Origin of the sequence: Streptomyces sp. NPDC091209, from assembly GCF_044757755.1 — a bacterium.
Taxonomy (GTDB): domain Bacteria; phylum Actinomycetota; class Actinomycetes; order Streptomycetales; family Streptomycetaceae; genus Streptomyces.
The window spans coordinates 263750-286680 of the sequence record NZ_JBIVVR010000010.1 but is presented as its reverse complement, the minus strand read 5'-3'; the positions used below and the strand labels follow the sequence as shown (position 1 = coordinate 286680).

The 22931-nt window shown below is 70.4% G+C and carries 19 protein-coding genes and 1 pseudogene; 11 read left to right on the top strand and 9 right to left on the bottom strand.

The window, feature by feature from the left end; all coding sequences use genetic code 11:
- Positions 1–109 precede the first annotated feature (109 nt).
- Both ACIQRL_RS28495 and ACIQRL_RS28490 read left to right on the top strand, forming a co-directional pair.
- On the top strand, positions 110–967 hold the full coding sequence (locus ACIQRL_RS28495) for an alpha/beta hydrolase (protein WP_401336893.1): 858 nt from the start codon (positions 110–112) through the stop codon (positions 965–967).
- 41 nt (positions 968–1008) lie between these two features.
- On the top strand, positions 1009–1851 hold the full coding sequence (locus tag ACIQRL_RS28490) for an alpha/beta hydrolase (RefSeq protein WP_401336891.1): 843 nt from the start codon (positions 1009–1011) through the stop codon (positions 1849–1851).
- 162 nt (positions 1852–2013) lie between these two features.
- Here ACIQRL_RS28490 and ACIQRL_RS28485 read toward each other — a convergent pair whose 3' ends face one another.
- Positions 2014–2604, bottom strand: coding sequence for a cation transporter (locus tag ACIQRL_RS28485; RefSeq protein ID WP_401336890.1), 591 nt, complete (start codon positions 2602–2604; stop codon positions 2014–2016).
- Positions 2605–2709: 105 nt separating this feature from the next.
- Here ACIQRL_RS28485 and ACIQRL_RS28480 point away from each other — a divergent pair, with 105 nt between their 5' ends.
- Positions 2710–2853, top strand: coding sequence for a hypothetical protein (locus ACIQRL_RS28480; RefSeq protein ID WP_401336888.1), 144 nt, complete (start codon positions 2710–2712; stop codon positions 2851–2853).
- 28 nt (positions 2854–2881) lie between these two features.
- On the opposite strand, the gene ACIQRL_RS28475 is transcribed toward ACIQRL_RS28480, so the two are convergent.
- Positions 2882–3184: a winged helix-turn-helix domain-containing protein gene (locus ACIQRL_RS28475; RefSeq protein WP_401336886.1), complete on the bottom strand. Its 303-nt coding sequence runs from the start codon at positions 3182–3184 to the stop codon at positions 2882–2884.
- Here ACIQRL_RS28475 and ACIQRL_RS28470 point away from each other — a divergent pair.
- The 3 genes and pseudogenes from ACIQRL_RS28470 to ACIQRL_RS28460 form a co-directional block, all read left to right on the top strand.
- A pseudogene (locus ACIQRL_RS28470) lies at positions 3092–3834 on the top strand (cation diffusion facilitator family transporter); the annotation flags it as partial. The gene ACIQRL_RS28475 and the pseudogene ACIQRL_RS28470 sit on opposite strands and share 93 nt — an antisense overlap.
- A gap of 317 nt (positions 3835–4151) precedes the next feature.
- Complete coding sequence (locus tag ACIQRL_RS28465; RefSeq protein WP_401336885.1) at positions 4152–5666, top strand: sialidase family protein; 1515 nt, start codon at positions 4152–4154, stop codon at positions 5664–5666.
- A gap of 465 nt (positions 5667–6131) precedes the next feature.
- Positions 6132–6662 (top strand): hypothetical protein, encoded by a 531-nt coding sequence (locus ACIQRL_RS28460; RefSeq protein ID WP_401336884.1) that lies wholly within the window; start codon positions 6132–6134, stop codon positions 6660–6662.
- 599 nt (positions 6663–7261) lie between these two features.
- Here ACIQRL_RS28460 and ACIQRL_RS28455 read toward each other — a convergent pair.
- On the bottom strand, positions 7262–7843 hold the full coding sequence (locus ACIQRL_RS28455; protein ID WP_401336882.1) for a DUF5994 family protein: 582 nt from the start codon (positions 7841–7843) through the stop codon (positions 7262–7264).
- 625 nt (positions 7844–8468) lie between these two features.
- Between ACIQRL_RS28455 and ACIQRL_RS28450 the strand changes: the two genes are divergently transcribed.
- The 4 genes from ACIQRL_RS28450 to ACIQRL_RS28435 all read left to right on the top strand — a co-directional run bounded on the left by ACIQRL_RS28450 (position 8469) and on the right by ACIQRL_RS28435 (position 12157).
- A complete protein-coding gene (locus tag ACIQRL_RS28450; protein ID WP_401336880.1) occupies positions 8469–9470 on the top strand; it encodes an acyl-CoA desaturase in 1002 nt (333 codons plus the stop codon).
- Between the two features lie 33 nt (positions 9471–9503).
- Positions 9504–9944 (top strand): DUF5994 family protein, encoded by a 441-nt coding sequence (locus ACIQRL_RS28445; RefSeq protein WP_401336878.1) that lies wholly within the window; start codon positions 9504–9506, stop codon positions 9942–9944.
- Between the two features lie 605 nt (positions 9945–10549).
- Positions 10550–10744 (top strand): hypothetical protein, encoded by a 195-nt coding sequence (locus ACIQRL_RS28440; protein WP_401336876.1) that lies wholly within the window; start codon positions 10550–10552, stop codon positions 10742–10744.
- Between the two features lie 360 nt (positions 10745–11104).
- Positions 11105–12157, top strand: a complete 1053-nt coding sequence (locus ACIQRL_RS28435; RefSeq protein ID WP_401336874.1) for a slipin family protein — start codon at positions 11105–11107, stop codon at positions 12155–12157.
- Positions 12158–12228: 71 nt separating this feature from the next.
- On the opposite strand, the gene mgtA is transcribed toward ACIQRL_RS28435, so the two are convergent.
- The 5 genes from mgtA to ACIQRL_RS28410 all read right to left on the bottom strand — a co-directional run bounded on the left by mgtA (position 12229) and on the right by ACIQRL_RS28410 (position 20084).
- Complete coding sequence (gene mgtA, locus ACIQRL_RS28430) at positions 12229–14856, bottom strand: magnesium-translocating P-type ATPase (RefSeq protein ID WP_401336872.1); 2628 nt, start codon at positions 14854–14856, stop codon at positions 12229–12231.
- The gene (locus ACIQRL_RS28425) at positions 14838–17258 is read right to left on the bottom strand and encodes a phosphoketolase (protein WP_401336870.1); all 2421 of its coding nucleotides are present in this window, start codon (positions 17256–17258) and stop codon (positions 14838–14840) included. The genes mgtA and ACIQRL_RS28425 overlap by 19 nt, the downstream gene beginning before the upstream one ends.
- A 26-nt stretch (positions 17259–17284) precedes the next feature.
- Positions 17285–18010 carry a GAF and ANTAR domain-containing protein gene (locus ACIQRL_RS28420; protein WP_401336868.1) on the bottom strand — a complete coding sequence of 242 codons (726 nt, stop codon included), beginning with the start codon at positions 18008–18010 and terminating at the stop codon, positions 17285–17287.
- A 31-nt stretch (positions 18011–18041) separates the two neighbouring features.
- Positions 18042–18860, bottom strand: coding sequence for a GAF and ANTAR domain-containing protein (locus ACIQRL_RS28415; protein WP_401337049.1), 819 nt, complete (start codon positions 18858–18860; stop codon positions 18042–18044).
- Positions 18861–19877: 1017 nt separating this feature from the next.
- Positions 19878–20084: a hypothetical protein gene (locus tag ACIQRL_RS28410; RefSeq protein WP_401336867.1), complete on the bottom strand. Its 207-nt coding sequence runs from the start codon at positions 20082–20084 to the stop codon at positions 19878–19880.
- Between the two features lie 388 nt (positions 20085–20472).
- Between ACIQRL_RS28410 and ACIQRL_RS28405 the strand changes: the two genes are divergently transcribed.
- On the top strand, positions 20473–20751 hold the full coding sequence (locus ACIQRL_RS28405; protein WP_401336865.1) for a hypothetical protein: 279 nt from the start codon (positions 20473–20475) through the stop codon (positions 20749–20751).
- 873 nt (positions 20752–21624) lie between these two features.
- Here ACIQRL_RS28405 and ACIQRL_RS28400 read toward each other — a convergent pair.
- A complete protein-coding gene (locus ACIQRL_RS28400) occupies positions 21625–22050 on the bottom strand; it encodes an STAS domain-containing protein (protein WP_401336864.1) in 426 nt (141 codons plus the stop codon).
- Positions 22051–22931 lie beyond the last annotated feature (881 nt).

Below are 22931 nucleotides of genomic sequence, written 5' to 3'. Positions count from 1 at the left end.
CACCTCACCTGCCCGACCGCACCCGGGGCACCGCACGGCCCGCGCGTTCCGCCGTACCGCACGCCGGTGCCCCGGTCTTCCGCCCAACACCTGCTTCGAGGAGCCCCGCATGTCCGATCACCCCGCCCAGATCCCCGCCGCCACCCTGGAGCGCATTGCCGAGGCCAACGCCTCGGGCCGCACACCCGTCGTCTTCATCCACGGCCTTTGGCTCCTGCCCAACAGCTGGGACCGCTGGGCGGCGCTGTTCGAGGCCGCCGGATACGCCCCGCTCTCGCCGGGCTGGCCCGACGACCCGGACACGGTCGAGGAGGCCGCCGCTCACCCGGAGGTCTTCGCGAACAAGTCGGTCGGCCAGGTCGCCGACCACTACAGCGCCGTCATCGGACTCCTCGACCGCAAGCCCGCCGTCATCGGCCATTCCTTCGGCGGTCTCCTCGCCCAGATCGTCGCCGGCCGCGGGCTGGCAGCCGCCACCGTCGCCATCGACGCGGCGCCCTTCCGCGGTGTCCTGCCGCTGCCCGTCTCCGCCCTGCGCTCCTCCCTGCCCGTTCTGGGCAACCCCGCCAACCGGCACCGTGCCGTGCCCCTCACCTTCGAGCAGTTCCGCTACGCCTTCGCCAACGCCGTCGGCGAGGACGAGGCTCGACAGCTTCACGACACCTACGCGGTCCCGGCGCCCGGAGCACCGCTCTTCCAGGCCGCCACCGCGAACTTCAACCCCTGGACCGAAGCCAAGGTCGACGTCGACAACCCCGACCGAGGCCCCTTGCTGGTCGTCTCCGGCGAGAGGGACCACACCGTCCCGCACGCCATCTCCGCGGCCGCCTACAAGCGCCAGCTCCACAACCCCGGCCTCACCGAGTTCACCGAAATCCCGGACCGCGGGCACTCGCTGACCATCGACCGAGGCTGGCGCGACGTCGCCGAGACCGCTCTCACCTTCGTACAGCGATTCACCAAGTAGCCCCAACCCGCCCCGACACCCCGCCTCAGCTGGAGAACCCGATGGCGCACCTGTTCCGCACCATCCGACGCGTCCCGCGTAAGGCCGGCCCCGTCGCCGCACTGACCACGCTGCTCGCCGTCAGCCTGACCCTCACCCCCGCCGCAGCCTCGAACGCCGACCACACCGAAACGGTCAGACCCAAGCCCACCATCGTGCTGGAACACGGCGCGTTCGCCGACGCCTCCGGCTGGAACGCCGTCATCCACGCCCTGCAAAAGCGCGGCTACACCGTCTACGCCCCGGCCAACCCGCTGCGCTCCCTGTCTGGCGACACCGAGTACCTCAAGTCGTTCCTCGCCACCATCCCGGGCCCCGTCATCCTCGTCGGCCACTCCTACGGCGGCGCCGTCATCACCGGCGCCGCCACCGGCGACCCAGCGGTCAAAGCCTTGGTCTACATCGCCGCCTACGCCCCGGACCAGGGCGAAACCGTCGCCCAGGCCACCACCCTCGGCGGCGGAACCACCGAACTGCTGCAGCACATCACCGCCCGCCCCTTCCCCGGCGCCGCCACCGGCGACGCCGACGCCTACATCGACACCGCCTACTTCCGGCAGCTCTTCGCCCAGGACCTACCCGCCGACCAGGCCGCGCAGATGGCCGCCGCACAACGCCCCGCCGCCTTCACCACCCTCTCCCAGCCCGCAGGCACACCCGCCTGGAAGACCATCCCGTCCTGGTACCTGATCGCCCGCAACGACCACACCATCCCCCCGGCCGCCGAGCGCGCCATGGCAGCCCGCGCCAACGCCCACACCATCGAGATCAACAGCTCCCACGCCGCCATGGTCGGCCACCCCCACGCCGTCACCGACCTCATCCTCGACGCCGCCACCGGCTGACCCGGCATCCAAAACTGCGGTGCCCGGTTCAGGCCTGACAGCCCGTGCCGGGCACCGCACTGCCTACAGCGCGGAACAGGGGGTGCCGCGCCCCGATGAGGAGCGTGCCCGTTCGCCCTGACCCAGTTCGTCCGGCTGCGGATCATCGAGCCGGACAGGCGGTCAGTGCTCGCCGGAGAAGATCTCCCACACCTCGCGGACGGCGTAGTAGACCAGCACGTAACCGGCGAGCGGGTCGGCCCACCAAAGACCGGCCAGGGAGTTGAGGACCAGTCCCGCGAGAACGGCGGTGGCGAGCAGGCCGTCGATGAGGGTGACCTGGCCTTCGGTCTTGAGCACCGGGTTGTCGAGCGCTGTTCCGGTGCGGGCCTTGCCTGCCGCCAAGGCGAACATCACGACGGCGGTCACTGCGGTCCAGGCGATGCCGAGAAGGGAGTGGCGTGGGTGGAAGCCGGTGGCCAGCACCACGGTGGACTGCGCGAGCAGGTAGAGCGCGAGCAATGCGAAGCCGACTCCGATCAGCCGCAGCGCGCGCTTTTGACGGGACTCGCCGGTCCCGGAGAGCTCCCAGATCACCACGGTGGACGCGCCGATCTCGATCAGCGAGTCCAGGCCGAAGCCGGCCAGGGCCACCGAGCGGGCGGAGACGGCGGCCGCGGCCAGCACCCCGATGCCGACCACGTTCCAGCCGAGCGTGGCGTACTCCAGGACGAAACCTCGGCGGAGCAGGGACTGGCGGGAAAACTCTTTCACGGTGGGCACCGCACGATTTTCCCAGGCGGCTCAGCCGCGGCGGCAGGCGGCCGGGGTCCGGGCAACGGCGGGCAACCTGGGCGCGGACCGGTCGACGGGCTCACCATGCGCATAGCCACACCGCAGATCGACCACCTCGGTGAAGACGTTCCGGAACTCCTGCAGATCACCGCCGCGGCCGGCGATGACCAGGAGCCGCACTGCGCCGACACACACGGCCCCGTCCACCGCCCCGACCCCCACGACTGACCACACCCTCGGCAGTAGCGGCGAATGGTCAGTCGTGGGGTGGCAGGTGGCCGATCTGGTGGTCCGCCACGTTCAGGGCCTCGTCGACCAGGCGCCGCAGGTGCCCGTGGCGCAGGCCGTAGACCACTCGGCGCCCCTCCTTGCGTGTGGTCACCAGTCCGGCCAGCCGCAGCCGGGCCAGGTGCACACGCACGAGCCACACGGCCACGACGGGCTCGGCCACCGTCACGACCACGGCGAACGTCACCGCCACCCGCACGCGGACGGCGGGCACCGCGGGCATGGCCCGGACGAGCACCGGCACGGCCACGGCGATCACGACCCCGGCCATGAAACCACGACCATGGCGACGGGAGCGGCCGGTGGGCTCGGATACGTCACCAGTTCGGGCACATGGTCACCCCGCACGGCCATGAGGCCATGGACAAGGTCGACTCGGTGCTGGAGACCTCCCGGGAGGGCATGCGGGCCCTTTGGCTGTCGCTCGGCATCCTTGGACTGACCACCGTCGTCCAGGCCGGGGTCGTCGCGTTGTCCGGGTCGGTGGCCTTGCTGGGCGACACCATCCACAACGCTGCGGACGCGCTGACCGCCGTCCCGCTGGGCATCGCGTTCGTCCTCGGCCGCCGCGCGGCGAACCGCCGTTACACCTACGGCTACGGCCGCGCCGAGGACCTGGCCGGCATCGTCATCGTGCTGACCATCGCCGCTTCGTCCGCGCTGGCCGCCTACGAGGCCGTTGACCGGCTGCTCAACCCGCACGGCATCACGCACCTGTGGGCTGTGGCCATCGCCGCGGTGGTCGGGTTCATCGGGAACGAGTGGGTGGCCCGCTACCGCATCCGCACCGGGAAGAAGATCGGATCGGCCGCGCTGGCGGACAGGAGCCGTCCCGCGCCGGACGGCCCTTGGCGCCGATGGGTGAGACATGGGTCGCCTCGAGGGCAGGCGTGTTGCCGGGGCGGTGCGGCCAAGGCCTGGACGGCGGTCCTGCGGTGATGCTGTCCGCGTCGCACAGGCTGCCGCGAAACGTGGTGCGCAAGGCGGGCCATCGAGGTGTCTGAGAGTCAAGAGGACGTCAAGTCCCCCTGATTCAGGTGATGTTGCGAGGGAACGCGTTGACATGGCCATGATTGCGCAGCAGAGTGTCGACGTCCTTCAGCACGTCCTGCACGATGTTCGGTTCGGCCGGGCTCCGCCCTCCCTCACAGTGCGGACGTGCGTACGTGGCATGCTCCCGACCCCGCTTCGCCACGCACCGATGCCGGACGTGCCCCTTCTGTGAAAGGGAACGGATCATGTCCCTGGCATCCCTGCTCCAGCGCCTGGCGAGACCCGGCCTGGTGACGGTGGCCCTCGCGGCCGGCGCGCTGGCCCTGTCGACGACCACCGCCAGCGCCGCGCCGGCCCTCACTCAGATCAGCGCCGATCCCTACACCAACTCCACCAGCCAGCACGCCACCGAGGTCGAGCCGGACACGTTCTCCTACGGCTCCACGATCGTCTCCGCCTTCCAGGTCGGCCGGTTCACCGACGGCGGCGCCTCCAACGTCGGCTTCGCCACCTCGACCAACGGCGGCGCCACCTGGACCAAGGGTTTCCTGCCGGGGATCACCACACAGGCGGGCGGCACCTTCCAGAGGGTCAGCGACGCGTCGGTGACCTATGACGCCAAGCACAACGCCTGGCTGATCTCCACCATCCCCATCACCTCGTCCGTCACCGTGCCTGAGGTCTACACCAGCCGCTCGACCGACGGCGGACTGACCTGGAGCAACCCCGTGGTCACCGCGACCGGTTCGAGCCTCGACAAGAACTGGATCGTCTGCGACAACACCGCCACGAGCGCCTTCTACGGCAACTGTTACACCGAGTACGACAACAACGGCGACGGCGACCGCATCAAGATGACCACCTCCTCCGACGGAGGGCTCACCTGGGGTGCCTCGAAGAACACCGGCAACAGCGCCACCGGTCTGGGCGGGCAGCCTGTCGTCCAGCCGAACGGCACCGTGGTGGTCCCGATCGCCAACGCCTCGGAGACCGCGATCCGCGCCTTCACCTCCTCCAATGGCGGCAGTTCCTGGACCAACGCCACCACCGTGGCCACCGTCAGTACGTTCACCGTGCACGGGAGCCTGCGCAGCGGGCCGCTGCCCTCCGCCGAGATCGACGCCGCCGGCAAGGTGTACGTGGTCTGGCAGGACTGCCGCTTCCGCGCCAGCGGGGGCTCCTGCACCTCCAACGACATCGTGTTGGCGACGAGCACCAACGGCACCACCTGGTCGTCGGTGACCCGCATCCCGGTCGACGCGACGACCAGCACAGTCGACCACTTCATCCCCGGCCTCGCCGTCGACCCGGCCACCTCGGGCAGCACCGCGCACCTGGCGCTGACGTACTACTACCACCCGGTCGCCAACTGCACCGCTGCCAACTGCCAGTTGGACGTCGGATATGTCTCCTCGACCGACGCCGGCAGCACCTGGACGGCGCCGACCCAACTGGCCGGACCGATGACCCACTCCTGGCTGGCGAGCACCACGCAGGGCACCATGGTCGGCGACTACATCTCGACGTCCTTCTCCGGCGGAACGGCACACCCGGTGTTCGCCGTCGCCTCGGCCCCCAGCGGGTCGGTCTTCAACGAGGCGATGTACACGCCGACTTCGGGTCTCACCGCGACCGCAGGCACCGTCACCGTCACGACCGCCACCGCACGTGACAACGCCTTCTCGGCCCGCCTGGCCGCCATCGCCTACGCGCAATGGCTCGCCAACGGCGGCGCGGGGGGCGGCGAGGACAGCCCCTGATCGACAGACCCCGATCGCAACAGCCGCCCCGGCGAACTTGCCGGGGCGGCTCCGCGCCAGGTCTCCTTCCGGCCGGAGGGCCATGATCGGGACGTGGCCGCGCCACCGAGCTAGCGACGGCCCCTCGGGCCAGACCAACTGCGCCGGTGAGACTGTCCGGGCGGAAGATGTCGGCGCCCGGCGGCAGCGGGATGCGGAAGTGGCCGTCGACGTCGCTCGCGCTGAGGTTCCATCAGCCAACACGGATGGCGGGAGTCACGCACCGCCAGCCGCCATCGTACGCAGTCGCCGCACCGTTGGGCGGCACAGCGTGCCCAGCACGGGCCCGAACGGTGTGTTGACCCTTCAGAAACCGTTCGATTACAGCGAATTCACCCTTCAACATCTACCCGCGTAGCGCGCCATGGGGTGTCATGGACACGACTCCGACGATCCTCGCCGGGGCAGTCCTCCAGGGAGACCCCCATGCGTTCCATCACCCGAATATCCGCCGTCGGCGGCTCCGTCCTCGCGCTCACCCTCAGCGGCCTCATCGTCGGCGTCAGCGCCGGCACGGCCAACGCCAGCACCTGCTCCCACGCGTACCTGCCACTGCCCGACTCCAGCTGTACCCCCGGCGCCTACAACCCGGATGTCACTCAGTCCACCATCGGCAGCACCATCTGCGTGTCCGGCTGGACCTCCACCGTCCGCCCGCCCACCTCCTACACCAACCCGCTCAAGGCCCAGGGCATCATCGACTACGGCTACGCCGACACCAGCATGTCGTCTTACGAGGAGGACCACCTCGTACCCCTGGAACTCGGCGGGTCCCCCCGCGACCCGGGCAACCTGTGGCCGGAGCCGTACTCCGGGACGAAGACCGCCTACACCAAGGACGGCACCGAGACCAAACTCAAGAACGCCGTCTGCAACGGCACCATCACCCTGTCCGCCGCCCGCAGCGCCATCAAGACCAACTGGACCACCGCCCTCCAGGTCACCGGCATCGGCTGAGAAGACGGACGAGAGCCGATCGCGCGGGCACCGGTCATCACCGGCCAGTGCCACATCCGGGGCACTGGTCTGTTCCGCTGCCGAGGGAATCGGTTACTGGGCGCCGTCACGGTCAGGTCCTGCGTCGCCAGGGGTGGACGCGCGTGTCCCAGGTCTCGGAGAACCTGGCGTGCCGTGAGGGCTTCTACATTCTTGGGATCATGCTTGCCCGAGCGCTGAGCGCGCAGGTGTAGAAGCGCTAGAGGTGATGGAAAAGTATCCGCCTGCGAAGACCGGACAGGAGGACGGCCCGCCTCCACTTCCGATTGCTCCAGCCGACTCTGGGCGGTTTGCGGGTTCCGATCCGATACCGGGCTCGGAGTCCGCAGGCTCGGCCCCTCGTTTCTACGCAGTACGGCTCGGATCGGCCTCGAAGGCCGGCTGGACGACGCTGTGCGCGGCCACATTTGTCGGGCCCGGTGAGGAATCCTCGACGGGCTCGATGGACCGAGTGGGCTGAGCACGTGGCGCGCCGGCAGCGGGCTGGCCTTCGCGTTCTGCGGCGAATTGGCAGTGGCCTGGAGCAGGGTCCGGAGGCGGCTCTTCAGCCGACGCGCACCTCACATGCCGATGATCAGTCGGCTGGCCTGCTTCGGGACGGCCGCAGTGACCTGCGAGGCGCCGCCCTCGGACTCCCATGTCCTCTCCGCGTCCCGCACCTGGTTGGGGACGGGGGAAACGTCGTGCAGGGCCCGGTCGGCGGTGATGAGCGCGCTCGCTGTCAGTGGCGGGCCGCCGTATTCGGATGCCGCCGTCATGAGACGTGCGGCTGCTTCCGGGTCGGTCTCGGGCGGGATCACCAGCAGGTCCCAGCGGCCGGTGCCGTAGGACAGGAGAAGAAGCTTGTGCGGGTCGATCTCCGGAGTGAACCAGCCGACCTTCACGACATGGCCGTTGACGGGCACCTTGTGCGGGATGACCGGCCAGTGCTCGGGGTTGACGGCGACGTGGGTGATGCGGCCCCACAGGGGGTCCAACGCATCGGTCAGTGCCGGCAGTTCGCGCAGCAGGTCGCGGGAGCGCGGCCACCAGGCGCCGTCCAGGAGCCCGCGGGATCGGGCGTCGGCCTTCAGTACGAGACGGGCGGGAGGCGCCGCGACGGGTGCGAGCCGCGGCAGAGTTGCTTCGAAGGTCGCGGTCATGATGAGGACCCGTCTCCGGGCCGCTCCAGAAGTTGCGGCCCGGGTTTCGCCGTTCGCCGGGAACGACCCGGCGTGGAAGCCGGTGTGCGAAATGCCCTCGGTGTCTTCACCGTACTCCTTCTCCTCCTCCTGCCGCGGCCGTCGTACCGGCAGGAGTAGGCTCACGACGTCGGGGGCACCTCGTACGCCGGTGATCACACAGGCCTCGTCCTCGTCGCAGCAGAGACGCGGGCCGACCAGGTCCGGGCAGGTTCCGCCCCGTGACATCCGAAGCCGCGCGCCGCCCACCCCGTTCCGAGGTCACGCACGAGCAGGGCCGGGTGCAAGTCCGTACGGTCGCCGCGGACTGTGAAGCGGTTCGGCGCGTCGCGGACGCGCGCCGGTCGCCTTTCGCCGGGGACGAGCAGCGTCGCGGGCCCCCGGGAAAGGAAGACGCGACCGCACCTCACGCGCGACCGCACCTCACAACCGCACCTCACAGAGGACGCCCCGCACGCCGCGGGTCCACTCCGCTCCTGCCCCGACTTCAGCGGACCGCCCGCCGCTCGCACCCATCCACCCGCCGTCGAATAGGCGCTGCCCAAGACCCCGGCCGCACTGTCGTCACCGAGGTCAAGGACCGCCCATGTCTTTCCCGTCTCCGCGTCCCCCGTCCGCCACTCAGCCGGACATCGCCCCGCCCCTCCTGGAGTACGACGGGAGGGCACCTTTCCCGCGCCGCGGAACGACGTGCGAGCGCACCGGCAACGAACGCCTGTCTCTGACGATCACGGCGTTGATCGTCTTCCTGCCGTTCCTGGCACTCGGCCTGGCCGGCTGGTTGCTCTGGGGGCGCCTGATCCATCCTGTCGATGTCCTGCTCGCCGCGGTGCTCTACACGGTCACGGGCCTCGGCGTCACCGTCGGCTTCCACCGGGGCCTGACCCACGGCGGCTACCGGGCCGTACGGCCACTGCGCATCGCGCTCGCGACCGCCGGGTCGATGAGCTTCCAGGGAGACGTGATCGGCTGGGTCGCCATCCACCGCCGCCACCACGCCTTCACCGACCGGCCGGGCGATCCGCACTCTCCGTACCGCTACGGCACCTCCGTGCGCGGCCAGTTACGGGGTCTGGTGGACGCCCACGTCGGCTGGCTGTTCCGCAACGACCCCACGTCCGCCGCGCGTTACGCTCCCGACCTCGTCGCCGACCGCGACATCCGCGCCGTGTCCAGGGCTTTCCCGGCCCTGTGCGTGCTCACCCTCGTCCTCCCCCTGGCCGCGGGCCGACTGATCGGCGGCACCTGGACATCCGCTCTGACCGCCCTGCTGTGGGCGGGACTTGTCCGCATCGCCCTGCTCCACCACGTCACCTGGAGCGTGAACTCCCTCTGCCATGTGATCGGCGAGCGTCCGTTTCGCACCCGTCGCCACGACCGCGCCACCAACTTGTGGCCTCTGGCCCTGGTCTCCTTCGGCGAGAGTTGGCACAACCTCCACCACGCCGACCCCACCAGCGCCCGGCACGGCGTCGACCGTGGCCAGCTCGACCCCTCCGCCGCCGTCATCCGCCTTTTCGAACGCCTCGGCTGGGTCAGGGACGTGCGCTGGCCCACCCCCGAACGTATCGCCGCCCGCCGCGTGTGAACCCGATCGACCATGTCTCCTTCAGGAGTTCTCATGACACTCGTTCCCCCGCCCCGGCCCCCGCTCTCGTCGTCCGCCCTCCGCCTGCGTCTGAGGGCCCGACCGGCACAGGGCCACCTGCCCCGGCACATCGACGGCGCCTGGTGGCCCCGCTCGACCGATCTGACGTCCGAACTGCCCCAACTGCTGGGCGGACTGCCGGCCGCCTGGGGGCACGTCAGCAGTGTCCTTGTGGGCGAGGCCGTATGGGCCTCCTTCCCGGGCCGGCTGTTCGTCGCCGACCAGGTGGTACGCCTGCGTCGGACGACCAGCCGGCACGCCCCGTCCACCGTCTGCCTGCTGGCGCCCGGTCGCGGCCGGTGGGACCTGCTGGTCGTACCGCCCGCGGCCACGGAGGCGCAGGCCGGGTGGCTCATGGACAGCATGGACACCGCTGTGAAGGACAGCACGGGGTGGGACACCGCTGTCCGTTGACGGTGCCTGTCGGATCGGTTGTGGGCCCGTGGTACCCAGGGATGCCGTGGGCCCGCGGATGCTGTCACCGCACCGGTAGAGGGCCGTCGGCGCCTTCCGTCCGGTACCGAGCGGCGCAGCCTTGAGCGGTGGAAGTCGGTGGAGGTCGGTGGTGCCGCGGTGGCCTCGGCCGGGCGCGGCGGGGTCCTCGTTCCCCGTCCTGCGGCAGCCGTGTTGTCCGGACGCGGAGTCGTCCGGACCCTCGGCGGAGTACGCTCGGTGCTACCGAGGGTATTCCGCGCACCGGCTCCCATGTCCGTGTCGCTTTCGGCGATTTGATCACCTCGGGCCGGTTTCGGTCGGTCCGGAGCCGGGTTCGTGTCATGAATGCGACCGCTACCCCCACGCCGATCCCCGAAAGCACTCCCTCCTCTCCCTTCTCTCCCTCCTCTCCGTCATGCCGGAGGCCTTTCGCTTCCGTTGATTCCTCGCCGACGGCCGTGCTCGATCCGCTGGGGGGTCGGGTCACCGGCGGCCTGGCGGATCACCCGTACCGTCCGGCTGTCCCGGGCGCGGTGCCCGTACGTGGGCAGGTACAGCCGACTCCCGCCTCGGCTCTTTGGCTGATGGCCGCCGGGAAGGACTGCCTGCGCACCTCGCACGCGGTCCGGTTGATGGTGGAGGCGGCGAGCCTGCGCACGGTCTCGGAGACCGACCGGGCCGTTCAGGCGGCCTGGGACGCCGACGGGGACCCTACGGTCCACGAGTCGGACGCCCGCCCGCAGATCCCGGTCGTTTCCGCTCCGCCGACGGCGAGATGAGGGCTGTGGAGCCGGTCCTTCCCCGGCACCGTGGCCCTTCGGATGAAGACGGCAGTGGTCCCTCGGATGAAGAAGACAGCCGAGCACGCGGGACCCTGTGACCGCGCGTGGTGACCGTCGGCACGCGACCTCAAGAGTCAGCCGACATACGACCTTCAGCCGACATACGACCTTCAGCCGACACGCGACCTCAGGAGTCGGTGGTGGCCGCGGACACGCGACCCCAGGAGCCGACAGCGCCTCGACAGCAGCCCGAGACCCCGGCCGCCTCTCGGACGACAGGCCGGGGTCCTCCTGTGCCGTGTGCCTCCCGGACCGCTCGGGTCCGGGGCCGTCATCGACGTAAGGAATGTGGGAATCATGGGTGTTCTGATCACCGTGCTGGTGGTGTTCGCCGTGGCCGGGCTCGTCCTGCTCGCCCTCAGCGTGCGCAACGTCCAGCAGTACGAGAAGGGTGTGGTGTTCCGCTTCGGGCGCCTGCTGCCGGACATCCGCGGGCCCGGCCTGCGGGTCATCCGGCCGATCGGGGACCGGATGCGGAAGGTGTCCGTACAGACCGAGGTCCTCGGTATCCCGCCGCAGGGGTCCATCACCGCCGACAACGTGACACTCACCGTGGACGCGGTCGTCTACTTCAAGGTCATCGACCCCGTCAAAGCCCTGGTGAACGTGCGCAACTACCCCGCCGCGGTCTCCCAGATCGCCCAGACGTCGCTCCGCTCGGTCATCGGCAGGGCCGACCTGGACACGCTGCTCTCCGACCGCGACCACATCAACGCGGAACTCAAGAAGGTGATGGACGCCCCCACCGAGGAGCCCTGGGGCCTGCGCATCGAACGCGTGGAGATCAAGGACATCGCCCTTCCGGAGTCGATGATGCGCTCGATGTCCAAGCAGGCCGAGGCGGAGCGGGAACGCCGTGCCCGGGTCATCGCCGCCGACGGCGAGTTCGAGGCGTCGCAGCGGCTGACCGACGCCGCCGCGACCATGGCCGACACCCCCGGAGCCCTCCAACTACGCCTGCTGCAGACCGTGGTGGACGTCTCCGCCGAGAAGAACAGCACCCTCGTGATGCCGTTCCCCGTGGAGATGCTCCGGTTCTTCGAGCACCAGAGCAGGGACACCGACGGCGCGTCCGACAGGCGGGTCATTCACCGGACCAGCCGGAGCACCCGGAGCACCCGGAGCACCCGGAGCACCCCGAGGCCCGCGGTGCCCGAGGGCGTCGTGATCCCCGAACCCGCCATCCCGTCAACTGCCATCCCTGCACCGGCCATCGCGCCCACCTTCTCGCTGAGCGGGGAACGGGTCGGCTCCGGGGGCAAGCGGATCGGCAACCGTGCTGAGGTGGCCCGGGAGCGACGGGACAACTGGCCGACACGGAAGGACGCCGAGGAGTCACTGAACGGCTGACCGTGCCGCCGCCGGGTGGCGCGGATCGGCCGGCCGATGTTGCGCGGTGCCTCTGATGGCCCCGGTGGCAGTCACCGGGGTCGCAGCGGTCCGCGGTGGCTGAAGCGGCCGGCCCGGCGCTGGATGCGGTGCCGACGCGTTCGGTGGCGCAGCGGTGGATGTGCCGCTCGCGCGTCGGCACGGGCGTAGAAGACGTGCTTGGCACCCTCGATCAGCACCAGGTACAGCACGACCATCAGGGCCAGGGCGAGAAGGAGCCCGAGCGGCAGGGACTGGAAGCCGAGCGGCTCCGCGAGCGGTGACATCGGCAGCGCGACACCGACGGCGACGACGGCGATGGCGCTGACCATCAGGGGGCGGCTGGGCCGGCTGCGGTAGAACGGCACCCGGCGGGTGCGGATCGCGAAGACGACCAGCGCCTGCGTGGCGAGGGACTCCACGAACCAGCCGGAGCGGAACAGATCGGCGCCCGTGTGGAAGATCTCGATCATGACCGCGAAGGTGAGGAAGTCGAAGACGGAGCTGACGGGGCCGAAGAAGAGCATGAAACGGCGGATGAAGGCGATGTCCCAGTGTGAGGGCGCCCGCAGTTGCTCCGCGTCGACGTGGTCGGTGGGGATGGTCAACTGCCCGGCGTCGTAGAGGAGGTTGTTGAGCAGGATCTGCGAGGGCAGCATCGGCAGGAAGGACAGCACCAGGGAGGCTCCGGCGGCGCTGAACATGTTGCCGAAGTTGCTGGAGGTGCCCATCAGGACGTACTTGATGGTGTTGGCGAAGATCCGGCGGCCCTCGGTGACCCCGTCGGCGAGGACGCCGAGGTCCTTCTCCAGGAGCAGGACGTCGGCCGCGTCCTTGGCCACGTCCGTCGCGGTGTCCACGGACAGCCCCACGTCGGCGGCGTGCAGGGCCAGCGCGTCGTTCACCCCGTCGCCGAGGAAGCCGATGGCCCGGCCCCGGCGCCGCAGCGCCCGTACGACCCGGGCCTTGTCCTGGGGCGAGACACGGGCGAAGACGGTGGTGGTCCCGGCCGCCCTGGTCAGCTGCTCGTCGTCCAGTTCCCCGATGTCCCGGCCGGTCAGGGCCAGGCCGGGCGGCAGGCCGAGGTCGGCACAGACCTTCTGCGCGACGAGGGCGTTGTCGCCCGTACAGATCTTGACGGTGATGCCGAGGTCGGCCAGGCGTTTCAGGGAGGCGGCGGCACCGGTCTTGGGCGGGTCGAGGAAGACCAGGAAGCCGGCCAGGCGCAGCCGGTACTCGTCGGCGGCGGTGAGGGACGTCTGCCTGTCCGCGTCCCTGGTGGCCACGGCGACGACCCGGCTGCCCGCCGCGAAGTGTTCCTGGAGCACCGCCGCGGCCTCCTCCGGTACGTCACCGCAGCGGGCCAGGACCGCCTCGGGCGCCCCCTTGGTCACGAGCAGGCGGCTGCCGTCCGTGCGCTCGACCAGCGCGGAGCCGAGCCGCCGGTCGTGGTCGAAGGGCAGCAGCGCGAGCCGGTGGTGACCGGCCGGGGGTGTGCCCGTGGCCTGCCACAGCGCGCTGTCCAACGCGTTCCCGCCCACGTGGTCGAGGCCGCCCTCGGTGGCCAGCAGGCCCAGCGTCAGCACCGTGTCGGAGGGTGCGCCGGCCGGGTCGAGGGCCGCCTCGAAACGGATGCGGCCCTCGGTGAGCGTGCCGGTCTTGTCGGTGACCAGGACGTCCATGTCGCCCAGATCCTCGATGCACACCAGCCGTTTGACGAGGACCTTGCGCCGCGCCAGCTGCCGTGAGCCGGTGGCCAGACTCGTGCTCACCACGGCGGGCAGCAGCTGCGGGGTGATCCCCACCGCGATGGCCAGCGAGAAGAGCAGGGCGTCGAGCAGCGGCCGGTGGAGCAGGAGGTTGATGACGAAGATCCCCGTGGTGAGGGCGGCGGCGACCTTGAGGAGCAGCATGGAGAAGCGGCGCAGCCCCGCCTGGAAGTCGGTCTCCGGCTGCCGTTCTCCCAGTTCCAGGGCGATCCGTCCGAACTCGGCGCGGCCTCCGGTGGCGACGACCACTCCGGTCGCGCCGCCCCCGTGCACCACCGTCCCCATCAGCGCGCAGGAGGTCAGCTCGGCCAGTGCCGCCCCCGCGGCGACCGGTTCCGGGGTCTTGTCGACAGGGGCGGACTCCCCGGTGAGGACGCTCTCGTCGCAGGCGAACGCCGTGCACTCCAGCAGACGCAGGTCCGCGGGCACCACCTGCCCCAGCGTCAGACGTACGACATCGCCCGGCACCAGCTCGGTCACATCGACCTCGGTGGCCGCACCGTCCCTGACCACGACGGCCGTGTGCCGCACCCGCGAGTGCAGGGCCTGCGCCGCCTTCTCCGCCCGGTACTCGTTGACGAATCCCAGCGCCACGCTCAGCACCAGGATCCCCGCGATGACGATCGCGCCGGTCCGCTCGCCGAAGAAGTACGAGACCCCGGCCGTCACCGCCAGCAGGATCAGCAGGGCGCTGCGCAGTTGCCGCCCGAGGAGCGCCAAGACCCGGACGTGGTGCGTGCGTACGGCGTTCGGCCCGACGGCCGCGAGCCGCGCGGCCGCCTCACCTGTCTCGCCCCCCGACAGGCCGTCGGGGCCGCTCGCGAGCGCGGCCAGCACGGCCTTCGCGTCTTCGGCGGAGGCGTCGCCCACCCGCATCTCCGGCACCCGGACGGTCACTGACTCCAGGTCCAATCGGCGACCTCGGGCAGGTCCGCCCCATGGGCGCGGATCCAGTCGTGATGGCGGTAGCGGACGTCGACCATCCGCTGCCGCAGCTCCGCCGCACGGACCGCGAGACCGGGCACCCGGTCGATGACGTCCATGACCAGCCGGTATCGGTCGAGGTCGTTGCGTACGACCATGTCGAACGGGGTCGTGGTGGTCCCCTCCTCCTTGTAGCCGCGCACGTGCAGGTGCGGGTGGTTGGCGCGCCGGTAGGCGAGCCGGTGGATCAGCCACGGATAGCCGTGGTACGCGAAGACGACGGGCTTGTCGGGGGTGAACAGCGCGTCGTACTCGCTCTCGGACATGCCGTGCGGGTGTTCCTCCGCGGGCAGCAGCCGGGCGATGTCGACGACGTTGACCACCCGTACCGCGAGTTCGGGCAGATGGAGACGGAGCAGCGAGGCGGCGGCCAGCACTTCGAGGGTGGGCACGTCGCCCGCGCAGGCGAGCACCACGTCCGGCTCGCCGCGCTCGGACCCGGTGCCGGCCCAGGACCAGATCCCGGCGCCGCGGGCGCAGTGCGCGCGGGCGGCGTCGAGGTCGAGCCAGTCGAAGCAGGGCTGCTTGCCCGCGACGACGACATTGACGTAGTCGCGGCTGCGCAGCACGTGATCCGCCACGGACAGAAGGGTGTTGGTGTCCGGGGGGTAGTAGACCCGCACGACCTCCGGGGACTTGTTGAGTACGTGGTCGACGAAACCGGGGTCCTGGTGGGAGAAGCCGTTGTTGTCCTGACGCCACACGTGCGAGGTGAGCAGGTAGTTGAGGGAGGCGATCGGGCGGCGCCAGGGGAGCCGGCGGGCGACGCGCAGCCACTTGATGTGCTGGTTCGCCATGGAGTCGACGATGTGGACGAAGGCCTCGTAGCAGGAGAACAGGCCGTGCCGTCCCGTCAGGAGATAGCCCTCCAACCAGCCCTGGCAGGTGTGTTCGGACAGGATCTCCATCACCCGGCCACCGCGTTCCAGGTGCTCGTCCGTCGGTAGTACCTGGGCCTCCCACGCCTTGCCGCTCGCCTCGTAGACGGCCTGGAGACGGTTCGAGGCCGTCTCGTCCGGGCCGACCAGCCGGAAGTCCCGCCGCTCGCCCGTGCCGGCCATCACCCGCGCCAGCAGGTCGCCGAGGACACGGGTCGGCTCGTGCGCCGTCGCGCCGGGCTTGTCGACCGGGACGGCGAACCGTTCCAGGGGCGGGAGGGGCAGGTCGTGCAGCAGCAGACCGCCGTTGGTGTGCGGGTTGGCGCCCAGACGGTGCGCGCCGTCGGGGACGCAGGCCAGGACCTGTGCCCGGGGGCGTCCCTGCTCGTCGAAGAGTTCCTCCGGCCGGTAGGAGCGCAGCCATTGCTCCAACTGCCGCAGATGGTCCGGGTTTTCGCGTACGGCCGACAGGGGCACCTGGTGCGCTCGCCAGGTGTCCTCCACCGGGAGGCCGTCGACCTCGGCGGGTCCGGTCCAGCCTTTGGGAGTGCGCAGCACGATCATCGGCCACCGTGGGCGTTCGGTGACGGCGGAGTCGGTGCCCTCGGTGCGGGCGGCGTGCTGGAAGGCGGCGATACGGTCCAACGCCTCGTCCATGGCGCGGGCCATCGCCCGGTGGACGGCGCGGGGGTCGTTCCCGGTGACATGGAGGGGCTCGTGGCCGTATCCCCTGAGCAGGGAGTCGAGTTCGGGCTCCGGTATCCGCGCCAGGACCGTCGGGTTGGCGATCTTGTATCCGTTGAGGTGCAGGATCGGCAGGACGGCACCGTCGTGTACCGGATCGAGGAACTTGTTCGAGTGCCAGGAGGCGGCCAGCGGGCCGGTCTCGGCCTCGCCGTCGCCGATCACGCAGGCCACCAGGAGCCCTGGGTTGTCGAACGCGGCCCCGTAGGCGTGCGAGAGGGAGTAGCCCAGCTCGCCGCCCTCGTGGATCGATCCGGGTGTCTCGGGCGCGACATGACTCGGGATGCCACCCGGGAAGGAGAACTGCCGGAAGAGGCGGGCCATGCCGGCGGCGTCCCGCGTGATGTCCGGGTACATCTCGGTGTAGCTGCCCTCCAGCCAGGAGTTCGCGACCACGGCCGGCCCGCCGTGACCTGGACCCCAGACACAGATCGCGTCCAAGTCCCTTTCCTTCACGACCCTGTTGAGGTGCGTGTGGACCAGATTCAGTCCGGGTGAGGTACCCCAGTGCCCCAGCAGCCGCGGCTTGACGTGCTCGGGTGCCAGGGGCTCGGTCAGCATGGGGTTGGACATGAGGTAGATCTGGCCGACGGCCAGGTAGTTCGCCGCCCGCCAGTGGGCGTCCAGCGCGTTCAGTTCCTCCTCGTCGATGTCGTCGATGCGTACAGGGGTGTCGAGCGAAGTCTCGTGAGGGGGATCGAGTGGCATGACGAACCCTTCTTGAAGAGGGCTGCTCAGAAACTTCGGGAACTGAGACCGGGGAGGAATTCGGTTTCGTCGATGAAGGCGCGGGCGACATCCGAGAGGCGGCGGTTGTGGGAGCGGGCGTAGGCCCTCAGGGTGGTGAAGGCCTGTTCCATGTCCGTGTGGCGGCGCTCGGCGAGTTTTCCCTTGGCCTGTTCGATCAGGACGCGGCTGTTGAGGGCTGACTGCAACTGCTCGTTGAGGAGCGTGTTGCGCTCGGTGGTGCGTTGTTGCAGCAGGCTGATGGTGGCGACGTCGGCGAGGGCCTGGGCGAAGGGGGCGGCGGCGGGGCTGATGGGCGCCGGGGCGGTGTAGAAGAGGTTGAGGGCGCCCACGACCTCGTCGCGCAGGCGCATGGGCAGCGCCTGGACGGCGTTGAAACCGCTGAGCTGAGCCTGGGCGGCGAACAGGGGCCAGCGGGCTGCCTCGTTGCGCAGGTCGTGGACGGTGACCGCGACTCCGGTGTGGAAGCAGTCCAGGCAGGGGCCTTCGTGGTTCTGGAGCTGGAAGAGTTCCAGGAGGCGCACCCGTTCGTCGGAGGCGGCCATGACGCGCAGTACGCCGTCACGGTCGGCGAGCAGGACGCCCGCCGCGCTCGCGTCGAGCAGGTCGACGCAGCGGTCGGTGAGCAGACGCAGGAAGTCCATGAGGTCGAAGTCGGCGACGAGACTGTCGGCGAGCTCGACGAACGTCCGGGCCATGAGCTGTTCCTTCATCGTGCACACCTCTGTGTATGGGGCGTGAGCATCAGGACTCCTCGTCGGGTGGTCGCGCATCCGGCGGTTGGATGTCGGACGGAGCCGTGTCCGGGGGGAGGCGGAGCCGGTGGGCGACCACGTCGGCGGCGACCACCGAGAGCCGTGTCCCTCGGGCGTACGCGTGGGCGCGCAGCCGGATGAAGGCTTCCTCGAAGCCGACGTCGAGCTGGACCATGAGGATGCCGGTGGCCTGGTCGATCTCGGCGCGGTATCCGCCCAGGTCGTCGAAGGGTGCGGCGTCCGGCCGGTCGGTGCCGGCCGCGTCCGCGTCGGGCGCGTGGGTGTCGAACGGGACACCCGTCTCACTGATCCGGGCATCGAGCAGAATCAGCGTGGCGGCGTCGGCGAAGGCCATCGCATCGGCCACCTCCTCCGCGTCCAGCTCGACCGAACTGCTGGAGTACAGGTCGAGTACGCCGGGTCTTACGGCCCCGATCTGCAGGGGGAAGGCGAAGACCGCTCTGGCACCGGCTTCCAGGGCCGCGTCGGTGAACACCGTCCAATGTCGCGGGAGTTCACCGGCCAACAGGTCGGGGCAGAGGACCGTCGAGCCGAGGACGTAGGCGTCCACACACGGTCCCTCGCCCAGGGTGAGCTGGAGTTCTTCCAGATGCTGACTGACGGAGTCGGTGCTGCACAGCGGATGACTCGCCCGGTCGCGAGACATCGCGGACATCCCGGCCCCGCCGACCGGCAGTGCCGCCACTGCCGCCGTGCACACGTCGAGGACGCCGACCCGGGCGCCGCGCAGGGCCGCCTGCTCGGCCACGAGAGCCTGGATCCGCGCCGACCGGCTGCCGGGGACCATGGTCACCACCGGGTCCAGGAGCGGTGATCAAGTCCCATCAGCCTCGCCGCCGTTCGCACCCCCAAGGGGAGAACCGGCGTCAGGAGCACGGTGCCGTCGGCCGCCCCGCGGCCGTCTTCGGCGTCCGTCCGATCCCAGCAGCGGAGAGCGGCCGGGATCGGCTGGTCAGGCCGGTCCGCCAAGGTGACACCGAGTGGTGCCCGGTGCTCGGTGACCGGTCGCTCCTGCGGCCGCCGTGCCTCGTCCCGGCCCCGCGCGTGCGGACGAACCAGGATTCCGGCGAAGGCGAAGGCCAAGGCCCGGCCGGCTCTGGTGAGCCGGCCGACGCCGGCCAGGGTGACAGGCGCCCGGTTGTCCGTGCCGTGCCGGCAGACGTTCAGGATCGGTGGGATACCCATGGACGGGGTGCCTCGGTTCACGAGACCGTACCGGGTACGCGGTACGGTCGTACGGTCGTGCAGACAGGTGAATGACCGATCCAGCAGCCGTTGTTCCGGAGCGTAGGACCCAGCCGGTCACCTAGGGGATGCGCGCGGCGGGCGGACGAGTGATCCGCTTTCCGCAGGCATGTGGGCCAAGCAGTGGTGGCCCGCCGGGGTCTGGGACGTCCGTACGCAGCATAGTCCCGAGGCAGGTCTCCTGGTTGGCCCGGAGAGGGGCACCACGATGTACACGGCGGTGATCGGGCGGCTTCCATGCCGTGCCGGGGCGTTGAACGCGGGTGAGACACCGTCAGCCGGGCCGTCTCCCGTTGTACCGTCCGCTCCGCCGAAGAAGCCTCACCTGCCCGCGCTCGCGGGAGATCTCCCGGAACTGCCTGAACGGGAGCCGTGGTTCGTCGGTCCGCGTCGGTGACCGGGTCCTGCCGGGTGGCAGGTATCGACAGGACCGATGCCGGTCCTCCGGATCGGGGGAAATTCTGACTTCCGCGGAGTCCGGGCGAATCGGAAGGCGGAATGAGCCGTCCGGATGATCCGGAGCGGCATGGCCCACGCCGTACCGTCGGTAGACGCCCGGCTACCTCACTTCCCTGGTCAACGTGGTCTCGACAAGCGGGAGTTCCGCGGGCTGGGCAGGGGCCGCTGGGGCGAACAGAGCCTCGGCGGGAGCGTTCGCCGGCTCGGCCGACGGCGCCGGCAGGATGCGGTCCTCCCACCAGGACAGGCCCATCACGGCAGCGAGCAGGACGAAGGGGGTCGAAGCCGGAACGATCAGCGCGTACATGTGTACCGCCTGCGGTGGTATGCGTGCGACGCGGCGGACAGCACGAGGGTGCCCGCCCGGGGCGCATCGAAGCTGCCAGGGGCCGTAGCGACGGCGCGTGCTGGAACGGCCCGTTGGTTGACGGGACGGAGTCCGGCACTGATGCGTGAGGTGCGCCCCCGAGGGAGCGCGACAGGTGATCGACGCTGCCGGGGGCTGGGGCCTAACCATGCACGTTAGCCCTCGCCGTACTCCCCGGACAGACGTCAAGTGGCCATCCGCTTCCGACCGCTTCCGTCGGACACCGCGGACACGGTGCGCTATCCGCAACCACGTGGAAGGGCTAGGCTGTGTGAACAGGCCCTGGCCCCCGGCAGTGATGGTTCGTTCCGCTCCGGGGAGGCCCGCCGTGTTCGTTCTGCTTCTCGTGCCGATCGTCGTCCTGTTCGGCCTAGGATTTCTCAATCCCCTCTGGTGGGTGGCCGCGGCCGTGTTGTTCTTCGGCGCCACCCGCTACGGCCGCGATCGCGGGGGAGGCTGGATCCGTGGCGACGGTTCCGATCGCAACGGCTACCGGGACTACGAGGAGCGCCGGGACCGCCAGAACCGCTGGGACCGCCGCTACAGCCGTCAGAACCGGGCGCGTTGGAGGCGCGAGGACCGCCGGGACCACGAACACCGCGAGTGACCGGTGAAACGGCCGAACGCCGCGGGTGACCGGTGAACCGGCCTGGCAACAAGAGGTTTTGCGGGGGGCTTTCGGCCACACCGGGCTCGCGGAGATCGCCTTGGCCGGCTCGGCACGGAAACCGCGTCCGTTCGAGGCACACCGGGCACACTGAGCACACGAGCCCGCTCCTCAACTGCTCGCCGGCGCCCGGCCCAGGCCGAGTGCTCCCGCCAACCCCGCACCCGATCAGGGTTCCAGGGTCGACCGGACGCGGCTTCTGGGCTTCGCCGGCGGAACACAGCCCGGGGTGAAGCGCCCGTTCGTCCCCGGAAGCGCCGCGCCCCCGTCGTGCGGCCGACGGTCCTTGTGAGGGGTGCGCCACTCGCGGATCTCGGCTGACCGGATCATGCGCTGTCCCTCTTGGGCGGGACGCCCGTCGTCGCGAGCCGCGCAGCGGACGGTCGCGGCCCGGTCGGGACCGCCGGTTCGGCTCCGGCAACGACTCCGGCGCACACACGCAACGACTCCGGCGCAAACACGCCGGAGTCGCCCTTCCGGGCGGCTGCACGTGAGAGTGAGCCAACCCACCGTCCATGTTACTGCGGGTGGCGCGGCTCGTACTTTTCCTGGGCGTCGCATCAACCGTGCTCTCCTATGGCCTCTCTCGGGCCGACAGCCACCGACCGTGCTCAGCCGACTGCTTGTGGCGTCGTTGCCGTCATCCGATGCCCTCCGAAGGCGGTTGCGCACCGGGAATCCGAAAGCACATCCCACCAGGCCGTCCGTCTCCGCGATCACCATGGCGAAGCCCGGCCGCCGGATGGCGGCGGTGAAACGGTTCAGAAAGTGCCGGCCCGGGCTTTGGTGGCCGCCGCCGCCCCGCCCGGGCCGTCACCGCGCATCACCCGAGAGCACCGAGGCGAGCGGAACAGCCCGGCGCCGCGGGATCCGGGCGGTCGGAGCCGGGACATCCCCGAGCGGAGGTGACGGCTGCCCGAGCGGAGCGTCGAGGAGCAGGAACCCGGAGCCGGTGAGGTCGAGGATCAGCTCCAGTGTCGGTGGCGGGTGGTGCAGCCGCAGGGTCCCGCCGGCCTCGGTGGTCCGCTGCGCGGCGTGGAGGAAGACGTTGAGGCCGGTGCAGTCGCAGAAGGTGACAGGGGTGAGGTCGATGTCGATGGTGCGGATGCCGTCGCTCAGAAATCGCGCCAGTGCCGTGCGTACCAGCGGGGCCGATTCCAGGTCGATCTCACCGGCCAGGGTGATCAGTACCTGCTTCCCCCGGTCATGGCGGCAGACGGTGAGCTGCGGTCGGGGCATGATGCCTCGGTTCGGTGGACCATCCGGCAGTGGACGCGGTGACGCCGGGGATCCGGGCCCCCATGGCGCGCTGCCGGCAGGGCATACGTTCGGCGGAGGCGGAGCAACGGCCGGTCCGACAGCCGGTGCGACAGCACACCGGACCCGCCCAGTTCCCTCCAGGGATGCGCCGGGTCACGGACGAAGAGTCCGCTCCCCGCAGCCATCTGTGTCGAGCAACGACAAGCCGCCAGGGTCTGGGACGCCCGTACGGCAGCATAGTCCTCGACCGGGTCCGGCGGACGTCCGGCAGTCGTCCGTTCCGCGTACCCGGGCGACGCCTGGACATGATGCCGCGCGGGTATGTCCGTGCCCTGCGTGGTTCTTGGGCAGGCGGTGCGAAGCACGGTGACCACCGCGATCCGGGGTGACGGACCGTGCACCGCACAAGGAGGCGGCTTCGCATGACGGAGGCGCACACTTCGACTCTGTAAGCCGCACGGCCCGGACCCGGGCAGCTGTCGGCGACCCGAGGATGGACAACCAGCGCCGACGGGGTGGTTGAGCAGATCGCCGGGATTGCCGCCCGGGGAAGTCCCCGGAGCCGACGCACCGGTCGGCGGATTCACTCGCACCGGGCCGCCTGCGCGACCGGGAACCGGGCGGGCACGCGATGGGGGGCGCGGCGTCACGTGTACCTGGCGGGCGACCGTCGCCGGAAGCCCTCTCCCGAACGGCCTCGGAATCGGGCATGATGGGTCATCCGTACCGGTCAAGCGACTCTACGCCGTTGTCAGAACTGCACCATCAACCGTTCACAAACGTCGAGCGGATGTCGCTCCGTCGTACCCGTCACACGCTGCCCGGCCACACCCGCGCAGCGGTGCGATCCGGTGGCACCG